The organism is Actinokineospora cianjurensis (assembly GCF_003663795.1).
Lineage (GTDB): Bacteria > Actinomycetota > Actinomycetes > Mycobacteriales > Pseudonocardiaceae > Actinokineospora > Actinokineospora terrae.
In genome coordinates, this window is record NZ_RCDD01000002.1 from 645977 (window position 1) to 664334 (window position 18358).

General features: G+C 71.0%; 19 protein-coding genes. 15 read left to right on the top strand and 4 right to left on the bottom strand.

The window, feature by feature from the left end; genetic code table 11:
- Positions 1-411: 411 nt before the first annotated feature.
- Positions 412-2034 (bottom strand): carbohydrate binding domain-containing protein, encoded by a 1623-nt coding sequence (locus CLV68_RS17465; RefSeq protein ID WP_246009930.1) that lies wholly within the window; start codon positions 2032-2034, stop codon positions 412-414.
- Positions 2035-2347: 313 nt separating this feature from the next.
- Here CLV68_RS17465 and CLV68_RS17470 point away from each other — a divergent pair, with 313 nt between their 5' ends.
- The 10 genes from CLV68_RS17470 (at position 2348) to CLV68_RS17515 (ending at position 11278) form a co-directional block, all read left to right on the top strand.
- A complete protein-coding gene (locus CLV68_RS17470) occupies positions 2348-2788 on the top strand; it encodes a hypothetical protein (protein WP_121391922.1) in 441 nt (146 codons plus the stop codon).
- A gap of 202 nt (positions 2789-2990) precedes the next feature.
- Positions 2991-3770, top strand: coding sequence for a peptidase M10A (locus tag CLV68_RS17475; protein WP_121391923.1), 780 nt, complete (start codon positions 2991-2993; stop codon positions 3768-3770).
- A gap of 82 nt (positions 3771-3852) precedes the next feature.
- The gene (locus CLV68_RS17480) at positions 3853-4200 is read left to right on the top strand and encodes a metalloregulator ArsR/SmtB family transcription factor (RefSeq protein WP_121391924.1); all 348 of its coding nucleotides are present in this window, start codon (positions 3853-3855) and stop codon (positions 4198-4200) included.
- Positions 4197-4718: an SRPBCC family protein gene (locus CLV68_RS17485; protein ID WP_121391925.1), complete on the top strand. Its 522-nt coding sequence runs from the start codon at positions 4197-4199 to the stop codon at positions 4716-4718. Before CLV68_RS17480 ends, CLV68_RS17485 begins: the two co-directional genes overlap by 4 nt.
- 51 nt (positions 4719-4769) lie before the next feature.
- Positions 4770-5519, top strand: coding sequence for a maleylpyruvate isomerase family mycothiol-dependent enzyme (locus CLV68_RS17490; protein ID WP_121391926.1), 750 nt, complete (start codon positions 4770-4772; stop codon positions 5517-5519).
- A 30-nt stretch (positions 5520-5549) separates the two neighbouring features.
- Entirely contained in the window at positions 5550-6770 is a 1221-nt protein-coding gene (locus CLV68_RS17495) for a sensor histidine kinase (protein ID WP_121391927.1), read from the top strand.
- The gene (locus CLV68_RS17500; RefSeq protein WP_092775338.1) at positions 6758-7405 is read left to right on the top strand and encodes a response regulator; all 648 of its coding nucleotides are present in this window, start codon (positions 6758-6760) and stop codon (positions 7403-7405) included. Before CLV68_RS17495 ends, CLV68_RS17500 begins: the two co-directional genes overlap by 13 nt.
- Before the next feature lie 249 nt (positions 7406-7654).
- Positions 7655-8428, top strand: a complete 774-nt coding sequence (locus CLV68_RS17505; RefSeq protein ID WP_121391928.1) for a peptidase M10A — start codon at positions 7655-7657, stop codon at positions 8426-8428.
- Between the two features lie 345 nt (positions 8429-8773).
- Positions 8774-10276 carry an alpha/beta hydrolase gene (locus CLV68_RS17510; RefSeq protein WP_121392355.1) on the top strand — a complete coding sequence of 501 codons (1503 nt, stop codon included), beginning with the start codon at positions 8774-8776 and terminating at the stop codon, positions 10274-10276.
- 195 nt (positions 10277-10471) lie between these two features.
- A complete protein-coding gene (locus CLV68_RS17515) occupies positions 10472-11278 on the top strand; it encodes an ATP-grasp domain-containing protein (RefSeq protein ID WP_121391929.1) in 807 nt (268 codons plus the stop codon).
- A gap of 575 nt (positions 11279-11853) precedes the next feature.
- Here CLV68_RS17515 and CLV68_RS17520 read toward each other — a convergent pair.
- A complete protein-coding gene (locus CLV68_RS17520) occupies positions 11854-12309 on the bottom strand; it encodes a DUF5997 family protein (protein ID WP_425454859.1) in 456 nt (151 codons plus the stop codon).
- 45 nt (positions 12310-12354) lie between these two features.
- On the opposite strand from CLV68_RS17520, the gene CLV68_RS17525 reads away from it, so the two are divergent.
- The 5 genes from CLV68_RS17525 (at position 12355) to CLV68_RS17545 (ending at position 17080) form a co-directional block, all read left to right on the top strand.
- Positions 12355-13119 (top strand): LysR substrate-binding domain-containing protein, encoded by a 765-nt coding sequence (locus CLV68_RS17525; RefSeq protein WP_246009931.1) that lies wholly within the window; start codon positions 12355-12357, stop codon positions 13117-13119.
- A gap of 87 nt (positions 13120-13206) precedes the next feature.
- Positions 13207-13944, top strand: a complete 738-nt coding sequence (locus tag CLV68_RS17530; protein WP_121391931.1) for a class I SAM-dependent methyltransferase — start codon at positions 13207-13209, stop codon at positions 13942-13944.
- An 88-nt stretch (positions 13945-14032) separates the two neighbouring features.
- Complete coding sequence (locus CLV68_RS17535; RefSeq protein ID WP_121391932.1) at positions 14033-14710, top strand: vWA domain-containing protein; 678 nt, start codon at positions 14033-14035, stop codon at positions 14708-14710.
- Positions 14711-14744: 34 nt separating this feature from the next.
- Positions 14745-15578, top strand: a complete 834-nt coding sequence (locus tag CLV68_RS17540) for a protein phosphatase 2C domain-containing protein (protein ID WP_170224422.1) — start codon at positions 14745-14747, stop codon at positions 15576-15578.
- Positions 15575-17080: a serine/threonine-protein kinase gene (locus tag CLV68_RS17545; protein ID WP_147460048.1), complete on the top strand. Its 1506-nt coding sequence runs from the start codon at positions 15575-15577 to the stop codon at positions 17078-17080. Before CLV68_RS17540 ends, CLV68_RS17545 begins: the two co-directional genes overlap by 4 nt.
- Here the strand turns inward: CLV68_RS17545 and CLV68_RS17550 are convergent.
- Together CLV68_RS17550 and CLV68_RS17555 are read right to left on the bottom strand one after the other, a co-directional pair.
- Positions 17041-17922, bottom strand: coding sequence for a hypothetical protein (locus tag CLV68_RS17550; RefSeq protein WP_121391935.1), 882 nt, complete (start codon positions 17920-17922; stop codon positions 17041-17043). The two genes, CLV68_RS17545 and CLV68_RS17550, sit on opposite strands and share 40 nt — an antisense overlap.
- Positions 17923-17930: 8 nt before the next feature.
- Positions 17931-18290 carry a hypothetical protein gene (locus tag CLV68_RS17555; protein ID WP_121391936.1) on the bottom strand — a complete coding sequence of 120 codons (360 nt, stop codon included), beginning with the start codon at positions 18288-18290 and terminating at the stop codon, positions 17931-17933.
- Between the last annotated feature and the right edge of the window lie 68 nt (positions 18291-18358).

An 18358-nucleotide genomic window follows, 5' to 3' on the forward strand; every position in this document is an offset into this window, starting at 1 on the left:
CTGCGCTCTAACCGCCGCCAAGCTCTTTAGCTACCACCAAGCTCTAGCTACCACCGAGCCCCCTAGCCACCACCGAGCCCCCTAACCGCCCCTCGCGCACGCGGTCCCGACCCTGCCCAGCCCCCACCCACTCCGGGGGGCGTCCCTGTGCCAGTCTATCGGCACCCCCCGACAAGCGATCGTGAAACCGGCCTCCCGAAGATCCAGATGTGGATAACTTCTGTCGCTGGAACGGGTGAACTCGCGCAGGGAGACCCCAGGTCGCGCGCCTGACGGCCAGGCAAAGAGGGCCATGGCGGCAAAGTCGTTCCGCGAGTGATCACCAAGCCGTCCCGGAACGCCGCAGCCCTCCACAGTGGACATAGAACTGCCCGGGCCGAATGACGGCCCGGGCAGCGGAAGAGCAGCGGATCAGCCGGTGAAGCCCGCGGTGATGGCGGTGAACTCCCAGTTCGGGCGGTCGCGGTTGACCGCCCAGAAGGAGAACCTGCCGATGTGGTTGGCGTTGGACCAGTCGCGGATCCGGGTCCAGATCTGGGGGGTGGTGTTCTCGCCCGCGTCGCTGGCGTTGTTCATGCCGGAGATGCCGACGTGGGCGTACGCCTCGGCGTCGGTCCAGCCGAAGGTGGACTTGAGCTTGTTCTTCAGGCCCTCGGTGGAGTTGACGGTGGCGGCGTACATGTCGGCGGCGCCGCCGAAGTTGAAGGGCATGATGGTGAAGTTGTCGATGTTGGCGTTGAGCGCCTTGGCCTGCTCGATCAGCCGGTTGCCCCAGGAGTTCGGGCCGGTGTTGAGGGTCGGGAAGGTGAGGATGGTGCGCAGGCCGGGGTTGTTGGTCTTGACGATCTTGAGCGCGGTGAGGATCCGGTCCTGCACGGCGGCGCTCTCGAACTCGTCGGTGTTCTCGATGTCGACGTCGATGGCCTTGAGGCCGTAGGCGTCGATCACCTTCTGGTAGGCGCCTGCCAGCAGTTCGGCGGTGGCGCAGTTGGGGCCGAGCTTGTTGCCGCTCCACCCGCCGATCGACGGCACGATGTCGCCGCCCGCGGCGCGGATGGCCTTGACGTTGTTCTCGTCGACGCCGCCCTTGAGCGGGCGCTGGCTGTCCCAGGTCGGGTTGCAGCCGTTCTGGGCGAGGATGAACGCCATGGTGAACCACTTGACGCCGGTCGCGCGCATCACGTCCGCCGCGGCGGGCGGGTTGCCCCACCCGAGGTAGAGGTACGGCGCGGCCTGGATGAAGCGCGGGCCGGGGTTGCCGTCGTCCTTACCGGTGGTCGCGGTGACCGCGGCCGACGCGGGCGAGGTGTTGCCGGCGGCGTCCTTGGCCCGAACCGTGAAGCTGTAAGAGGTGCTGGGCGAGAGACCGGTGACGGTAGCGCTAGTGCCGGTCGCAGGGGTTACCTGCCCGGAGCGGACCACCTCGTAGCCGGTGACGCCCACGTTGTCCGTCGAGGCATCCCAAGCGAGCGAGACGCTGTTCGCGGTGACGCTGGTGACCCGGGGGTTCGCGGGCGCGGTCGGCGCCTGCGTGTCGTTGCCGCCACCGCCGCCAGGTCCGTCGAGCGCGATGTCGTCGGCGTTGTAGGTGCCCTGGCCGTACCACCCGTGCAGGTAGACCTCCGCACTGGTCTGACTCGCGGTGGTCGTGAACGAGATGCTGAGCTGGGTGTAGCCGGAGGTAGAGCTGGCCCACTTGACCGCGCCGCCGGTGACGCCGAGGTGCACGTAGCTGCCGCGCACCCACCCGGACAGCGTGTACGCGGTGCTCGGCTTGACCGCCACCGTCTGGGCGCAGCGGGCGTTGTTGCTCGCCGACGCGGCACCGGCGAGGGCCTTGCTGCCGCCGTGCACCGGGGTGCCGACCACGGAGCCGGTGCCACCCGCGCAGGTCCAGCCGGACAGGGTGCCGGACTCGAATCCGGGGTTGGTGAGCAGGTTGTCGGCGTGGGCGGCGATCGGGGTGATCACCAACCCCGCGGCGATGAGCGCTGCGGCGCCCAAGCCGGTGAACAAGCGATGTCGGGTACGCACGGGACCTCCCGGGTGAGGTGGGCTGACGGGGAGTGCGGGGGACGCGTCGGCCCGACCGATCAGGGAATTGGTCTGGACCATGGGTCGGATTGAAGTGCAGTGCCGGGAGGGTGTCAATAGTGGGGAAATCGCGGTCCACCGGGTGATTCCGATATCCGGACACCGGCGTGCGCCCGAGCACGCGCCGCCGATCATCCACTGTGGACGCCACAGGTCACTCGGATGGCGTAACGATCATGGCGTAACGAGCCGCGTACGACGCACGAAGAGCGTGGTGTCAACACACCCCCCATACCGGAAGCGAAGGTGGCCGATGCCGTCCGCGAGCGAGACCGTCACGAAGTGGTCCAACATCCACCACACGCTGACCACCATGGTGCAGATCGACTTCGGCACGCCGTCGGTGGACTACGAGGGCAAGTCCGACGGCGGCTGGATCTACCTCAACGGCCTCAAGGTCACCCTCGGCGACACGGTGGTCGACGCGCACATCACCATCACCAAGCCCAGCAAGAAGAGCGCGGACAACGACACCTGGAACCTGTGCCACCTCACCCTCACCCGCAAGGAGAACCCGCACGTGTTCTACGAGGTGAGTGACGACGGCGAGGTCAAGACCACCGACAAGCTCCTCGACATGGCGGGCAAGAACCGCAAGGCGTCCGAGCACTACGCGGGCAACCAGATCAACGACGCGAAGGTCGTCAACGCCGTCAAGAGCGACATCGCGCAGCTGTTCGCGCACCTGGCCTAGCCGCGGGCGGCACTGGGACCGCCCGGTCCCAGTGCGACCCGACCTCACAGCCGCACTTGCTCAGACCCGCCGCGCCGGGGCCGATCCACCCCGGTACCGACCTCGCGCGTTGCACCCGTCGCACTCCCGAACGACGACCTGTCCCGCTCCCGCCCCGGCTGACTCTTGTGTCATCCAGCCAGGAGCCGAAGGGGACGCACACATGGGTCGCAACCGGATCGCCGCTCTCGTCGCCACCGCCATCGCGGCGTCCGCCGTGATCGTGACCCAGCTCCCCGTCGCCAACGCCACCGCCGACGAGCAGATCTACGTGGTCAGCGAGGCATTCACCTTCGACGAGCCCAGCGGCGACGCCAACGCGACCGCCACCACCAAGGCCGCCGCGGAGACCTCGTGCACCGACTCCACCTACGCGCTCAAGTCCTGGAAGGTCGGCTCGCTGACCTGGCTCTACAACAGCGCGGGTGTCCCGGCCAACATCGCGGGCTCGGCTCTTAACACCATCACGGCCTCTACTAACACCGTCGCCAAGGGCGTCAACCGCTGCGGCCAGGCCGCCCTCACCACCTCGACCTACACCTACGGCGGCACCACCACCCTCAAGCCGCAGGTCAGCTCCAACGGCACCTGCACCGGCAACGACGGCAAGTCCGTCACCGGCTGGGGCGCGCTGCCCACCAAGGTCTTGGCCTACACCTGCACGTTCTACAACGCGCGTGGTGTCGTCGTCGCCTCTGACACCCTCATCGACAACGTGGCCTACACCTGGTTCACCACGAAGCCCGCGAACTGCACCGGTCAGCAGTACGACCTCGAGACCACGCTGACCCACGAGCGCCTGCACACCGCCGGCCTCGGCCACGTCGACCAGGCCAAGAACGCCGCCCAGACCATGACCCCGGCCAGCTCCCCCTGCGACACCTCGCGCCGCCTGCTCGGCGCAGGCGACTACGCGGGTCTCAAGGCCCTGGCCGGCAAGTAACCAGCCTCAGGGAGCCCCCGCGCCATTCGGTGCGGGGGCTTTTCGCTGGCCAACGCGTAACACATCAGTTACGCTTCCCGGCGTGGACGAGGTGGCGGGCGCGATCGCCGACCCGGTGCGGCGGCAGATCCTGCTGATGCTGCGGGACGGGGACCTGGCGGCCGGGGACATCGCCGGGCGGTTCGAGATCAGCCGCCCCGCGGTGAGCCGACACCTGCGCGTGCTGCGCGAGGCGGGCCTGGTCAGCGACCAGGTCGTCGGTCGGCAGCGCGTCTACCGGCTAGTCCCCGCGCCGCTGACCGAGCTGGCGCGGTGGCTGACCGGGTTCGAGCGGACCGTCACGTGGGAACCACGCCTGGCGGCATTGGACACCGAGGTGCGCAGGGCGCGGCGGGATCGCCTGGCCCAGCGGGATGAGGACACAGGGTGAGTGGAGAGTTGTTCCGGACGGCCGTGGGCAGCGAGCTCGTGGTGGGCCGCACGTTCCGGGGAACGCCGGAGGACGTGTGGGCGAGCATCACCGAGCCGGAACGCACGGCGCGGTGGTTCGGGCCGTGGGAGGGGGACGGGGCGCCGGGCAACACCATCCGGGTCCAAATGGCGTTCGAGGAGGGCGAGCCGTGGTTCGACGCGCGGATCGAGGCGTGCGACCCGCCCCGGCGGCTGGGCCTGTCCGTGCTCGACGAGAACGACTCGTGGCGGATGGACCTGCTGGTGACGCCGGTCACGGACGGGACGAGGCTGCGGTTGGTGCACCACCTGCGGAACCTGGACGCCATCGGCGAGATGGGCCCGGGGTGGGAGTACTACCTCGACCTGCTGGTCGCGGCACGTGCGGGCACCCCGCGGCCGTCGTTCGACGACTACTACCCGCGCCTGAAGCCCTACTACCTCGGCCTGGTCGACTCCGGCGAGGCGAGCGAGGAGGTCGTACGGCCGGACGTGTGAGTCAGTGGGGGCTCCTACGGTAAGCGGGTCATCTCTGAGAGGAGCACCGCTGTGCAGATCGTCCACCTCGCCTCGGCGCTGCGCGACCAGACCGCCGCCCTCGCCGCGGCACTGGTCGGCATCGACCCGAACGCTCCCGTCCCGACCTGCCCGCAGTGGCGGGTGCGGCACCTCGTCGGGCACGCCGACCAGGCGTTGCGCTGGAGCGCGGACATCGCGCGGACCGGGCAGGTCACCCAGATCCCGAACCCGATGGAGTCCGACCCCGGCGACCCCGCGACCTGGGTGGAGACGATGCGCGCGGACGCGGAGGGCCTGATCGACGCCGTCGGTGCCGGGTCGGCGCTGGTGTGGACGTTCTTCGGCACGCTGCCCTCGGTGTTCTGGCTGCGGCGCATGGTCGCCGACATGACCATCCACCGCGCGGACGCCGCCATCGCCGCGGGTAAGGAGTACGCCGTGGACGCGGCGTTGGCGGAGGAGGTCATCACCGAGGGCTTGGAACTGCTGACCTCACCTGAAGCCGCCGCTGTGAAGCCCTCCCTGCTGGAGCTGCACGGCAACGGCGAGACAGTGCTGCTGTTCGCTACCTCTGGGCACGGTTGGCTGATCACTCGCAAGCCGGATGGGCTTGCCTTCGAGCACACCACCACCCAGGTCGAGGCGACTGTGACCGCGTCCGGCCGTGTAGAGGACCTGCTGTGGTTGTTCGCCCGCCGGCTGACCGCGGACGACCGGGGAATCACCGTCACGGGTGACCGGGCCCAGCTGGACCACTGGCTGGCGCACACGGCCTTCTAGGTCCCGGGGCACAATCGCACCGTGAAGGTGATGCTGGGGCGGATCTGGCGGGCAGTGCGCTACCTCGTGGTCGGGGGTGCGACGTCGATGCTGGCGCTGCTCGCGCTGTGCGGTCTGCTCCTGCTGACAGCCCTGTGCGCCGTGTTCGGGTTGGGTCTACCGCTGGTGCCGGAAGCCATGCGGTTCCTCCGCCGTGTGCCCGACATCGAGCGGCGGCGGGCAGCCCGGGCCTTGGGCGTGTCGGTGCCGGAGGCGTATCGGCCGCTGACGGGGACTATCGGCCAGCAGGTCCACACAGTCCTGTTAGATCCAGCGACGAGACGGGACATCGCCTGGATAGTGCTCCACGCGTTCACGGGCGTACTCGCGGCAGGTCTGGCGATAGGTCTACCGCTGTCCGCTATCAACCAGGCCCTCGTCCCTGCCTACTGGTACCTCCTGCCGAACGGTGCGCCAAGCGGGTTCAACTACCAGGTGACGTCTTGGCGACTGGCAATGGTGAGTTTGCTCGTCGCGGCCCTCTATGGAGGCTTGACGTTGCTCCTACCCGCTGCGGCCAGGCGCCAGGCACAGTTCGCTCGGTGGCTGCTCAAGCCGACAGAGGGCGTGTTGCTGCAAGACCGTGTGGCCGAGCTCACCGCGACAAGGGCCGCGGCACTGGACGCGCACGGTGCCGAGCTGCGCCGGATCGAGCGTGACTTGCATGACGGGACGCAGGCACGCATCGCCGCCGTCATCATGCAGCTGGGCATCGCGGAACAGCTGCGCGACCGGGACACCGGCGCCGCGTTCGACCTGGTGCGCAAGGCCCAGGACACCGCCGTCTCCGCACTCGCCGAGCTCCGCGACGTCGTGCGCAGCATCTACCCGCCGGTGCTGTCCGACCGCGGCCTCGACGGGGCGGTGACCGCGCTGGCCGCCCGCTGCCCGATCCCGTGTGAGCTGGACCTCGCCCAGGTCGGCAGGCGACCGGCCGCGGTGGAGGCGGCGGCATACTTCATCATCGCCGAGGCGTTGACCAACGTCACCAAGCACTCCGGCGCCGGACAGGTCTCGATCGGGCTCGACGCCGCGGAGGACAGGTTGCTGATCACGGTCGACGACGACGGGCGCGGCGGGGCCGACGAGGCGCTGGGCAGCGGGCTGGCGGGCATAAGGCGCCGGGTCGACGCCCTGGACGGCAGCACCGTGCTGACCAGCCCGGTCGGTGGCCCCACCACGCTGAGGGTGGAGCTACCGTGCGGGTCGTAATCGCCGAAGACGACGCCCTGTTGCGCGAGGGCCTTGTCTTGCTGTTGAGCACCGCGGGCATAGAGGTACGCGCAGCGGTCGATAACGCGACGGACTTCCTAGCGGCTGTCACCGCCGAGCGGCCGGACGCGGTCGTAGTAGATGTGCGGCTGCCCCCGACCTTCACCGACGACGGCCTGCGTGCGGCTGTCGCCGCGCGGAAGGTGCATCCTGGCCTGCCGGTGTTGGTGCTATCGGCGTTCGTGGAAGACAGCTACGCCTCAGAGCTGCTCGCGGACGGCGCAGGCGGGGTCGGCTACCTGCTCAAGGAGCGCGTCGGGCGGGTGGACAAGTTCCTCGACGCACTTCGCCGCGTCGCCGCCGGTGGGACCGCGATGGATCCCGAGGTGATCGCCCAACTGCTGGTCCGGCACCGGGCGGACGACCCGCTGGTGACGCTGACCAGCCGGGAGCGCGAGGTGCTCGGGCTGATGGCCGAGGGGCACGACAACACCACGATCGGCGCCCTGCTCGTGGTCAGCGACGGCGCGGTGCAGAAGCACATCCGCAACATCTTCAGCAAGCTCAACCTGACCAGCGACGAGGCGGGACACCGCAGGGTGCTGGCGGTCCTGGCGTACCTGAACGCCTCCTGACGCACCCGGCTCTCCTCAGGTCCGGGTGACAGTCTCGTCCCCCGACCGGTGTCGGGTCGGCCGCTGGTGCCACATTCCGTTGGCGTGGCTCCGTTGTGGGGGACATCCCGCGAGGGGCAACCCCCTGCTGTCGGCTGCGGTCCGTGGGTTCTGAGGCGTGCACCCGGTTCGCACCCGAGCGCGCACCCGACCCGCTCCCCCGGCACCGGAGTCTTGGTCTCAGCAAGCCAGAACCGAAGGAGACCCGAGATGATCCGCTCGATCACCACCATCGCCGCCACTGTCCTGGCCGCCACCGCGGTGATCGTCGCCGGTCAGCCGGTCTCCTCCACCTCCCCCGCGAGCGACGAGCTGTTCCTGGTCGCCGAGGCGTTCACCTACGACGAGGGCGACGCGGTCACCGCCGCCGTGACCGCCGCTTCGGCCGCCAGCGCCTGCGAGGACACCACTTACGCACTGAAGACCTGGAAGGTCGGCTCGCTGACCTGGCTCTACAACGGTGCGGGTGTCCCGGCCAACATCGCCTCCACCGCCCTGGGCTCGATCACCACCTCCACCAACACTGTTGCCAAGGGCACCAACCGCTGTGGCCTGGCCGGGCTGACCACCTCGACCTACACCTACGGCGGCACCACCACCGTCAAGCCCCAGGTGTCGTCGACCGCGACCTGCACCGGCAACGACAACAAGTCCGTCACCGGCTGGGGCACCCTGCCCGCGAAGGTTCTGGCCTACACCTGCACCTACTACAACGCCAAGGGCGTCGTCATCGCGTCGGACACGCTGATCGACAACGTTGCCTACACCTGGTTCACCACCAAGCCGGCGAACTGCACCGGCCAGCAGTACGACCTCGAGACCACCCTCACCCACGAGCGCCTGCACACCGCCGGTCTGGGCCACGTCGACCAGGCCAACAACGCCACCCAGACCATGACCCCGGCCAGCTCGCCGTGCGACACCTCCCGCCGCCTGCTCGGCGCCGGTGACTACGCCGGTCTGAAGGCCCTCGCGAGCAAGTAGTCGAAGTCCCACACGGATCCCTCTCGGCCTCAGGGCCGGGAGGGATTTCGCTGTTGCTGGGCCAGTTGCTCGATTGAAGGTAGTGCTGGGACTACCGCCGCACTACAGCCAAGTAGACCCAGAAGACTAGCGCTAGCACCATGGGAAGTCGCGGAAACCCCTTGTAGCTTGGATTTCACCGGGAGAACTCACGAAACCCGGTTCACCAAAGGGGAAATCCGATGCGATCAACAGTGCGCGACCGCCATCGCCCCTGAGCGGGCCGTCGACACCGCCGCCTGCTCGTAGTAGCAGCGCCTGTCGGGCGCTGAACCATTCACTTCGACCGACCTTGTGGAGATCGACATGAAACGCATGACCGCGTTCGTCGCGGCCGTGACCGCCGGAGCCGGACTGATGGTGGGGATGGGGTCCGCCAGTGCTGGTGAGTCCAGTGCGGAGGGACTCACCCCGTACCACCACCAGCGGCCCTTGTGGAAAGCCTGTCAGCACAGCGACTTGGACGCCGCGGGCGCGCAGTGCGCCGATGTGCGGGTACCGCTGGACTACGCGCGGCCGCGGGGGCGGAGCATCACCGTGGCCATCTCCCGGATCAAGGCCACGGACCCGGCGAAGCGCAGGGGGGTGATGTTGTCCAATCCCGGTGGGCCGGGAGGTTCGGGGTTGGACCTGATGGTGATGGTCCGCAAGGCGATGACCGCCGATGTCCAGGCGCGGTACGACCTGATCGGGCTGGACCCGCGGGGGATCGGGCGGTCGACACCCGTCGACTGCGGGTGGCCGGTGGGGACCATGTTGCGGTCCGCGGGGGTGGACCGGGCCGCGTTCGACCGGACGGTCGTGGTGCAGGCCGATCTGGCCAGGCGGTGCGCGGCGACGGAGGGCGAGTACCTGCGGCACGTCTCGACGCGGAACACGGCGCGGGACATGGACGTGGTGCGCGCGGTGCTGGGCGAGCAGCGGATCAGCTACTTCGGTTGGTCGTACGGGACCTACCTGGGCGCGGTCTACACCCAGATGTTCCCCGCGCGCAGCGACCGGTTCGTGCTCGACAGCGCGGCCGACCCCGCGGACTGGTTCACCGGCACGATGGCGGCGATGGCCGCGCCGAACGAGGCCGCGCTGGACGACTGGTCCACCTGGGCCGCGACCCGCGACGGCGAGTTCCACCTGGGCACGACCGGGCGACAGGTGCGTTCGCTGGTGGAGGGTCTGGTGCGGCGGGCGGCGCGGGAACCGATCCGGATCGGTGAGTACCGGGTCGACCAGCACGTCTTACCCATGGTGTTGTTCGTCCGGTTCGACTCGGCGCGCAACGACGTCGCGCTGGCCGGTGACATCCGCCAACTCGTCGACGCCGCGGACGGCAAGACCGTGACGCCCAACCCGGGACTGGAGCAGATCCTGCGCGTGTTCTACCGGCCGACCGCGCAGACCCAGAACTCCGCCCAGGCGGCGGTGGTCTGCGGTGACTCGTCCGCGCCGCGGGATCCCGAGTGGTACTGGCGTGGCATCCACCGGGTCCGCGCGACCTACCCGGTCTTCGGGTCGTTCACCCACAGCCTGACCGCCTGCGCGTTCTGGGCACCACCGGCGGAACCGAAGACCGTGGTGCGCAACTCGGTCCCGGCCCTGATCGTCCAGGCCACCGGGGACACCCGCACCTCCTACGACGGCGGGGTCCGCCTGCACCGGGCGATGACCGGCTCCCGGCTCGTCACCCTCCAGGACGTCCGCATCCACGCCATCTTCGGCAACTACCCCAACCGCTGCGTCGAGGACACCGTCAACACCTACTTCCGCGACGGGACACTCCCCCGCGCCGACACCACCTGCCATGACGACTGACCCGCTCGCCGGTGTCGTGCTCGGTCGAACGCGGCAAAGCCCGGCACCGCACCACACTGGACCGGAGCACCAGCCTGGGCGCGGACGCCACCACCACCAGAACGGACACGGACACGGACACGGACACGGACACGGACACCAGGCTGCCGCGCCCGGTGGCTGGCCGGGAGGAGGGGGCGGCCGTAGATTGGTGGGATGTCTGCGCTGCTGCTTGTTTCCGATCTGACCTACCCGGCTCGCGGGCGGCGCTACGGCGACGAGGACGCGTACCTGGCGTCGCGGCTTCGGGCGCACTTCGACGTCGCGCTGTGCCATCCGTCGGACGCGGTGGCGCTGATGGACCGGTTCGACGTGGTGCTGGTGCGCAACAGCGGACCGGTCCTGCACTACCCGGCCGAGTACGAGGCGTTCCGGGCGCACGCGCTGGCCAACGGGACGGTCGTGTTCAACCCGCTGCACGGGCGTGGGGACATGGCGGGCAAGCAGTACCTGGTGGACCTGTCGGCGGCGGGGTATCCGGTGATCCCCACGGTCGACCGGGTCGAGGACCTCGATCGACTGCCCGATGTGGACGGTTACGTGGTCAAGCCCAAGGCGGGCGCCGACTCGGTGGGGCTGCTGCGCACCGACCGCGCGGGCATTCCCGCCGGGGGCGAGATCCTGATCCAGCCGGAGGTCGACTTCGAGTACGAGGTGTCGTTCTACTTCGTCGACCACGAGTTCCACTACGCCCTGTACGCCCCCGACCCCGGCAAGCGCTGGGAACTGCGGGCGTACGAACCGACCGGCGACGACCTGGCCTTCGCCGAGCGGTTCGTACGGTGGAACACCCTCGACCACGGCATCCAGCGGGTCGATGCCTGCCGGACCGCGGCGGGGTTGCTGCTGGTGGAATTGGAGGACCTCAACCCGTACCTGTCCCTGGACCTGGTCGACGAGTCCACCCGGGACGCCTTCGTCGCGGCGGTCGCGGCGTCGCTGCGGGACCTGAGCGGCCACTAGCGGTCCAGATACACCGGTGAGCGCGCGGGCACCGGTACCACACGGATACCGTCCCATCAGGTGATGGTGAGCAGCGCTGCGGCCTATTCCACAGTGGACGCTTCAGCCGTCCAGGGACTGGGCAGCCACCCCGGCGCGTTCGTAGGCTTCAACCGTTCGCTTCGTTAGCACCGCCGCTACCGACGAGCACCGTTGGACGGGCCATCCGCACCGGACAGTCCGGGACCAGAGCCGCGGGTCCCCCCACCTGGCGCCAAGCCAGGCGAGGGGACCCGCTCCAGGTCACCGGTCGCGCGCGCGGGGCTTGGGCACCTACAGCGCCGGAATATCCGCTGGGGCACTCATCGAAGTGTCCGCTGGGGGCGATCGCACACGGCACGCACGCCGGGGGCACCGCCACCGTGGTCGTCGTCTCCGCGCGCGGCAAGACCACCGACGACCTGATCGCACTCAACGGTTCAGGCACTCAGTCGCTCAGGTACTCAACTGCTCAGGCCGCCAGCCGCTCAGCCGGTGGGCGTGATCGGCCCGGCGAGGCGGCGGTCAGCGGGAGCGGCGGTTGACGAGAGCGGCGGTTAACGGGAGCGGCGGGGCGCGGCCTTGCGGACGTTGCCCGCCTTGTCGACCTTGGGCGGCTTCGGCGCGCGGACGGGCTTCGGCTCCGCGGGCTGCTTGACCCGCTCGGACTCCTTGCGGAACTCGGCCTGGGTGGCGCGTTCCTGCCGCAGCCACTCCGGGTTCTCCGCCTTGATGGCCTCGATCTGCTCGGTGGTGAGCGGGTCGGCGAAACCGGCCCTGGTGAGGCCGCCGATGGACACGCGCAGCTTCGCGGCGACGACCGTGCGGGGGTGCGGGCCGTCGCGGCGCAGGTCGCGCAGCCAGGTGGGCGGGTCGGCCTGCAGCGCGTTGAGCTCGTCGCGGGAGATGGTGCCGTCCTGGAACTCGGCGGGGGTGGCCTCCAGGTACACGCCCAGCTTCTTCGCCGCGGTCGCGGGCTTCATCGTCTGGGGCGTCTTGTGCGGCGAGGTCATGGGGGCAAGCGTAGCGGGGGCGTTCACCGCCGGTAGTCTGGCCTGGTGACAGGGCCGGACCCAGCTGCACCCTTCAGGCTCGCCTACGTGCCGGGGGTGATCCCCTCCAAGTGGACGCGGATGTGGGCCGAGCGCTCCCCCGAGGTGCCGCTCGACCTGGTGCAGGTGACCGCGGGCGAGGCCGCCGACCAGGTGCGCGAGCGCGGGGTGCACGCGGCGCTGCTGCGGGTGGGCGGCGACCGCGAGGGGCTGCACGCCATCCCGCTCTACACCGAGGTGTCGGTCGTGGTCGTCCCCAAGGACCACGTCATCGCCGCCGCCGACGAGGTCACCCCGGGTGACCTGGTCGACGAGATCGTGCTGCACCCGCTCGACGACACGCTCGACTGGGCGTCCCCGCCGGGCCGCCCGGCGTTGCAGCGCCCGGACACCACCGGTGACGCGGTCGAACTGGTGGCCGCTGGGATCGGGCTGCTCGTCGTCCCGCAGTCGCTGGCCCGGCTGCACCACCGCAAGGACCTCACCTACCGGACGATCACCGACGTCCCCCAGTCCCAGGTGGCGCTGTCCTGGCTTGAGGACGAGACGACCGACGAGGTCGAGCAGCTGATCGGCATCGTCCGCGGCCGCACCGTCAACAGCACCCGGGGCCGCCAACCGGAACCCGCGCAGGCGGCCAAGTCCGAGCCCGCGCAGGCCAGACCCGCGCAGTCCAAGCCCCAGGCCGCCAAGTCCCGCCGCACACCCGCCACACCCGCCCGCCGCGCCCAGGCCGCGCCCAAACGCGGGAAACCCCGCCGCCGCGGCTGATCGTCCACTGTAGACGCCGTGCTCGTGCGGAGTACCGGGCGGGAAACTCGGTGGACATGACGACCGCGGGCGTTCCAGGGTGGTCGTATGGGTCAGGACGAGGTCTGGAACGCCGAGGTCGCCGGTCGGTATGACACGCCCGGGGTGGGGATGTTCGCGGCCGAGGTGCTGGGGCCGACCCTGGATCGGCTCGTGGAGCTCGCCGACGGCGGGGCCGCGCTGGAGTTCGCGATCGGCACCGGGCGGGTCGGGATCCCGCTGGCCGAGCGCGGGGTGCCGGTGACCGGGATCGAGTTGTCCGAGCCGATGCTGGCGCGGTTGCGCACCAAGCTCGACGCGGAGTCCCTGCCGGTCGTCGTGGGTGACATGGCGACCGCGACCGCGCCAGGCCAGTTCAGCCTGGTGTACCTGGTCTACAACACGATCTCCAACCTGCTCACCCAGGACGAACAGGTCGAGTGCTTCCGCAACGCCTTCCGCCACCTGCGCCCCGGTGGCCGGTTCGTGCTCGAACTCGGTGTCCCGGAGTTGCGCAAGCTCCCGCCCGGCCAGGACGCGGTCGTGTTCGCGCACAGCGAGGGCTACACCGGGTACGACACCTACGACGTGGTCGCCCAGCGCCTCACCTCGCACCACTACCGGGAGCTGGCGCCCGGTGAGCACCGGCTCTTCCGCAGCCACCACCGCTTCCTGTGGCCCGCCGAGATGGATCTCATGGGGCTGATCGCGGGGTTCACCCTGGAGTCCCGGCACGCCGACTGGGCCGGGGCCCCGTTCACCGCCGACTCCCCGTCGCACGTCTCCGTGTACCGCCGACCCGACTGAGCGGCGCGAGAGCCGCGAAAGCGTGTCCGGTCGAGCACTGAGCGTGCGATAGTGGCGGCTCTGGTCCGACGGGGTGGAGGACGGGGTAGTGGCGGAGAACCTGGGCAACGTGCTCCCGGTGTACGTGGTCGCGGACGAGTCGGCGTCGATGGCGGGGGTGGTCGGGGAGCTGAACGCCGGGCTGGCCGAGCTGCACCGGGCGTTGCTGCGGGAGCCGATGGCGGCCGCGAAGGTGCGGTTCACCATCCTGGGGTTCTCCGACGACGTGCGGACCCGGTTGTCGCTGGCCGACCTGCGCACCGAGGCGACGCTGCCGGTGCTGGGCACCAGGTCGACCACGAACTACGGCGCCGCGTTCGAGGCGTTGTCGCGGCAGATCCCCACCGATGTCGCCGCGCTCAAGGAGCAGGGGCACGCGGTGTACCGGCCCGCGGTGTTCTTCCTGACCGACGGCCAGCCCACCGACGAGCCGGAGTGGCGGGCCGCCTACGACCGGTTGGTGGACAAGGAGACCACGCCCGCGGCGCCGAACATCATCGCCTGCGGGATCGGGGGCGCGCGGGCGCGGACCATCCTGGACGTGGCGACCAGGCCGGAGTTCGCGTTCGTGGCCACGCCGGGGGTGGAGCTGGGCCTGGCGATCGCGGAGTTCAGCGTGGCGCTGACCAAGAGCATCGTCGCCTCGGCGCGCGCGGTGGCGGCCGACAAGACCGAGTTGGTGGTGGAGCGGCCGAACAGCTTCGTGATGGCCGTCGACGTTGTCTAGCGACCAGTCCGTCCCGGGGCTGGGTAGGCCGCTGGTGATCGGCACGCCGGTCGCCGAGTTCGAGCCGCGCCCGCCGAGGCGGGTGGGCGGGTACCGGCCGGACACCGCGGTCGACGGCTGGTCGAGCGCCGGGTTCACCGTGCGGGCGGCGTCGGTGCGGGGCTACCAGCACCGCCACGACGGCACGCCGCGGCAGGACGACTTCGCCGTGTCGTGGCACGAGGGCACCGGGGCCGTGGTCGCCGCCGTCGCCGACGGGGTGTCGAGCGTGGAGTTGGCGCACCTGGGGGCCACCCTGGCCTGCCGCAGCGCCACCGACCAACTGGTCAGGGTGCTGGACGCGGGCGAGGAGCCGGACTGGCCGGACGTGATGCGCTGTGCGGGCTGGGCGTTGGTCGAGTTCGCCAGGGGCCAGGCCGGTGCCGACGACCCGTCGGCGCGGGCGGAGCGCCTGCTGTCCACCACGCTGCTCGTCGCCCTGGTGCGGCCGCGCGAGGACGGGTCGGCCCGCGCCGAGGTGTGCCGGGTCGGTGACTCGACGGGCTGGGTGCTCGACGGCGAGACGTGGACGTGCCTGACGGCGGAGTCCCCCGGGATCGCCGAGGTCGCGACCGTCGCGCTCCCCCACCTGCCCCGCGAGCTGCGGGCCGAGTCGGTCGACCTGCCCGTGGGCTCGGTGCTGCTGCTGGGAACCGATGGCGTCGGGGGCGCGCTCGGGGACGGCGCGGGTCTGGTCGGTGGCGCGTTCGCCGGGGCGCTGGGCAGCCCGCCGCCGCCGTTGGAGTTCGCCCGGTTGCTGGACTTCTCCCGGGAGACCTTCGACGACGACCGGACGATGGTGGGGGTATGGCCCAAGGGGGCGCCGTGACCGATGTCCCCGAGGTCGACGCCAGGGCGCTGGGCCGGTTGCGGCTGCTCGGTACCGGCGGGCAGGGCAAGGTGCTGCGGCTGCTCGACCACGCCGACGGCCCGGACGCGGTGGTGTACAAGGAGTACAGCCCGCGGGTGGTCGACGACGTGGACGTCGACGCGCTGCGCGACTTCGTGGGGTTCGCGCACGAGCTCGCCCCGGGGGTGCGCGCCAAGCTGCTGGCGACGACCGCGTGGCCGGAGGCGGTGGTGCGCAAGGACGGCGTCGTCGTCGGGTTCCTGATGCGCAAGGCGCCCGCCGCGTACACGACCACCATGCGCTTCGGCGAGCAGACCAGCACCGAACTGGCGCTGGTGCAGTTCCTGCTCAACCCGCCCGAGTACCTCGCGGCGCGCGGTCTGCGGCTCAGCCCCCGGTTCCGGTACGAGTTCCTGCACGACACCGCCACGGCGCTCGACCTGCTGCACGGCCTGGGGATCAGCGTCGGCGACCTGTCCCCCAACAACATGCTGTTCAGCCTGACCGCCCGCCCGCGCGGCTACTTCCTCGACTGCGACGCGATGCGGCTGGCCGGGGAGAGCGTGCTGCCGCAGGTGGAGACCCCGGACTGGCGGATCAGCGACGTCGGGCCGGAGGAGCTGGCCACCCCGGACAGCGACACCTACAAGCTGGGCCTGCTGGCGGTCCGGCTCTTCGCCAACGACCAGCAGAGCAGCGACCCCCGCCGGGTGCCGGTCCGGTTGCGCGCCAAGGTGACCGCGAGCCTGCGTCGGGACCCCGACAGGCGGCCGAGCGCCCGGTCGTGGGTCGACGCGCTGGCCTCGGCGGCCCGGGACGCGACCGACACATCCGACACCCCACCAGCGGCGGAGGTACCGCCACCGCGGGTCCCCGAGGACGACCCGGTGATCCAGCCCCCCGCACCGCCCACGCGCGGCCGGTGGCTGACGGCGGGGGTCGTGTCGGCCCTGGTGATCGGCATCATCACCCTGATCGCCAGCACCTCGACGGACACGACGCCCACCCGCTCGGCACCGTTCTCGGCCGGGACACCGCGGCTCACCCTGCCCACGTACGTCCCGGTGCCCACGATCGGCCTGCCCACCGGCGTCCTGCCCACGGTGCGGGTCCCGATCAACAGGCTGCCGAGCGAGCTGCTGTTCCCCACCGCGGACCTGGCGAGCTGTCTGCTGCCCGCCGGTGTCGCCGGGGACGTCCGCGGTGGCGCGGGCCTCGAACGGGCCAGGTCGGCCGTGACGGACGTGGTGTGCGAGGTCAACCGGACCCAGCGGTCCCACATCGGGCGGATCGTGCTCGGACCGGTGAGCGCGCTCGGGCTGCTCGACTGGGCGAGGATCGTCGGCTACTGGGGTGAGGGCACCGCGTCGCCGCGGATCGTGGCCGAGCTGACGAAGAAGGCGGGCGGCTGCGCGCGGGTGTCGCTCCAGTTCGACTCGGCCTACGAGGTCACGTCGTCGGGGGTCGTGGGGACCTGCTGAGCGGGCAGGCGCTGGGGGCTGGCGCCCTTGTGCAGCTGGTCGTTGACCGCGTCGGCGACCCGGGGCGTCAGCCCACCGGCCACGTCGTGCCCCAGCGCCTCGGCCAGTCCGAGGTGCCCCAGGTCCACAGTGGACTCCACGGCGGCGCCGAACACCTCGGCGGCCACCCGTCCCCTGCGCCACCCGACGACGCCGACACCGAGCGCGATGATCGACGACGGCCACCAGAACCAGACCGGCGCCAGGTACAGCACGCCCCACCCGACCAGCGTGGCCGCCAGGTCGAGCCTGCCCCGTGCCTGGGCGACCACGACCCGGGTGTCCGCGTCGAGCCGGTGCCAGAGCCGGGGCCAGACCAGGGCGAGCACCAGGCCGTACTGGGCGTCGACGCGGACGTCCACCAGGCGCAGCCGGTCGCCGATCCAGGTCGGCAGGGCGGGCAGGTACCGCTCGGGCAGTCGGCTGCCCGCGCGCTCCAGCGCGCGACGGGCCCGGTGGGCGCGCAGCCGGGTGATCAGGCGCCCCGGCAGCGCCAGCGGTCCACGCCACCGGCCCCACCACAGCGACCGGACCGCGCCGCCGAGACCCCGGGCGGCCAGGCTGGTCAGCATCGCGGCGCCCACCGCGAACCCGCCCCAGGCCAGTGCCTCGGTGGGCCGGTCGCGGACCAGGGTGCCGATCGCCCTGGCGGTGCCGGTGACCGCGCCGGGGTCGAACGGGTGGCCGTGGCCCTGGCGCACGGCGATGGCGAGGACGGCCAGCCAGAGCAGGCCGGGCAGCAGCGTGCCCACCAGCCAGCGGTCGGGCAGCCGCTTGGTCACCTCACCCAGGAGCGCGGTCACGGGTGCCCTCAGCCGCGCACGAAGCGCATCTGCTCGTCGAACACCGCGCACCGCGGCGGGCGGGCCTGCTCGTCGCGGTCGGCCCGGCGGGGGCACCGCTTGCCGGGGCAGACGTAGGCGCCGACCAGGCTCGGGGCGGCCAGCCAGTCCGTGCGGGCGCCCACGCCGTCATCGCGGTTGGGCGGTGGCGCCACGGTGAGGGCGAGTTCGCGGCAGGCCGACGCGGCGGACCCGCCCGCGGCCACCTCCGCGACGTGCATCTCCAGGGTGTCTTCCCAGAACTGGAGCACCGCGCTCGCCCGCAACCGGGGCAGGGCGGCGCAGAAGACCGCCAGTGCGTGCTGCTCGCCGTCGACCGGTGCGGGCACCCTCGTTCCCTTCCCGAGCCCGGCGCGCCCGGGCTACCGTGGCGGTGATCGACTCTACCCGAGGGGGC

Excerpts from the sequence above, each read along its gene's own strand:
- CLV68_RS17470 (WP_121391922.1), top strand. The coding sequence starts at position 2,348 with ATGCCGTCCGCGAGCGAGACCGTCACGAAGTGGTCCAACATCCACCAC.
- CLV68_RS17475 (WP_121391923.1), top strand. The coding sequence starts at position 2,991 with ATGGGTCGCAACCGGATCGCCGCTCTCGTCGCCACCGCCATCGCGGCG.
- CLV68_RS17495 (WP_121391927.1), top strand. The coding sequence starts at position 5,550 with ATGCTGGGGCGGATCTGGCGGGCAGTGCGCTACCTCGTGGTCGGGGGT.
- CLV68_RS17505 (WP_121391928.1), top strand. The coding sequence starts at position 7,655 with ATGATCCGCTCGATCACCACCATCGCCGCCACTGTCCTGGCCGCCACC.
- CLV68_RS17510 (WP_121392355.1), top strand. The coding sequence starts at position 8,774 with ATGAAACGCATGACCGCGTTCGTCGCGGCCGTGACCGCCGGAGCCGGA.
- CLV68_RS17515 (WP_121391929.1), top strand. The coding sequence starts at position 10,472 with ATGTCTGCGCTGCTGCTTGTTTCCGATCTGACCTACCCGGCTCGCGGG.
- CLV68_RS17520 (WP_425454859.1), bottom strand. The coding sequence starts at position 12,309 with ATGACCTCGCCGCACAAGACGCCCCAGACGATGAAGCCCGCGACCGCG.
- CLV68_RS17530 (WP_121391931.1), top strand. The coding sequence starts at position 13,207 with ATGGGTCAGGACGAGGTCTGGAACGCCGAGGTCGCCGGTCGGTATGAC.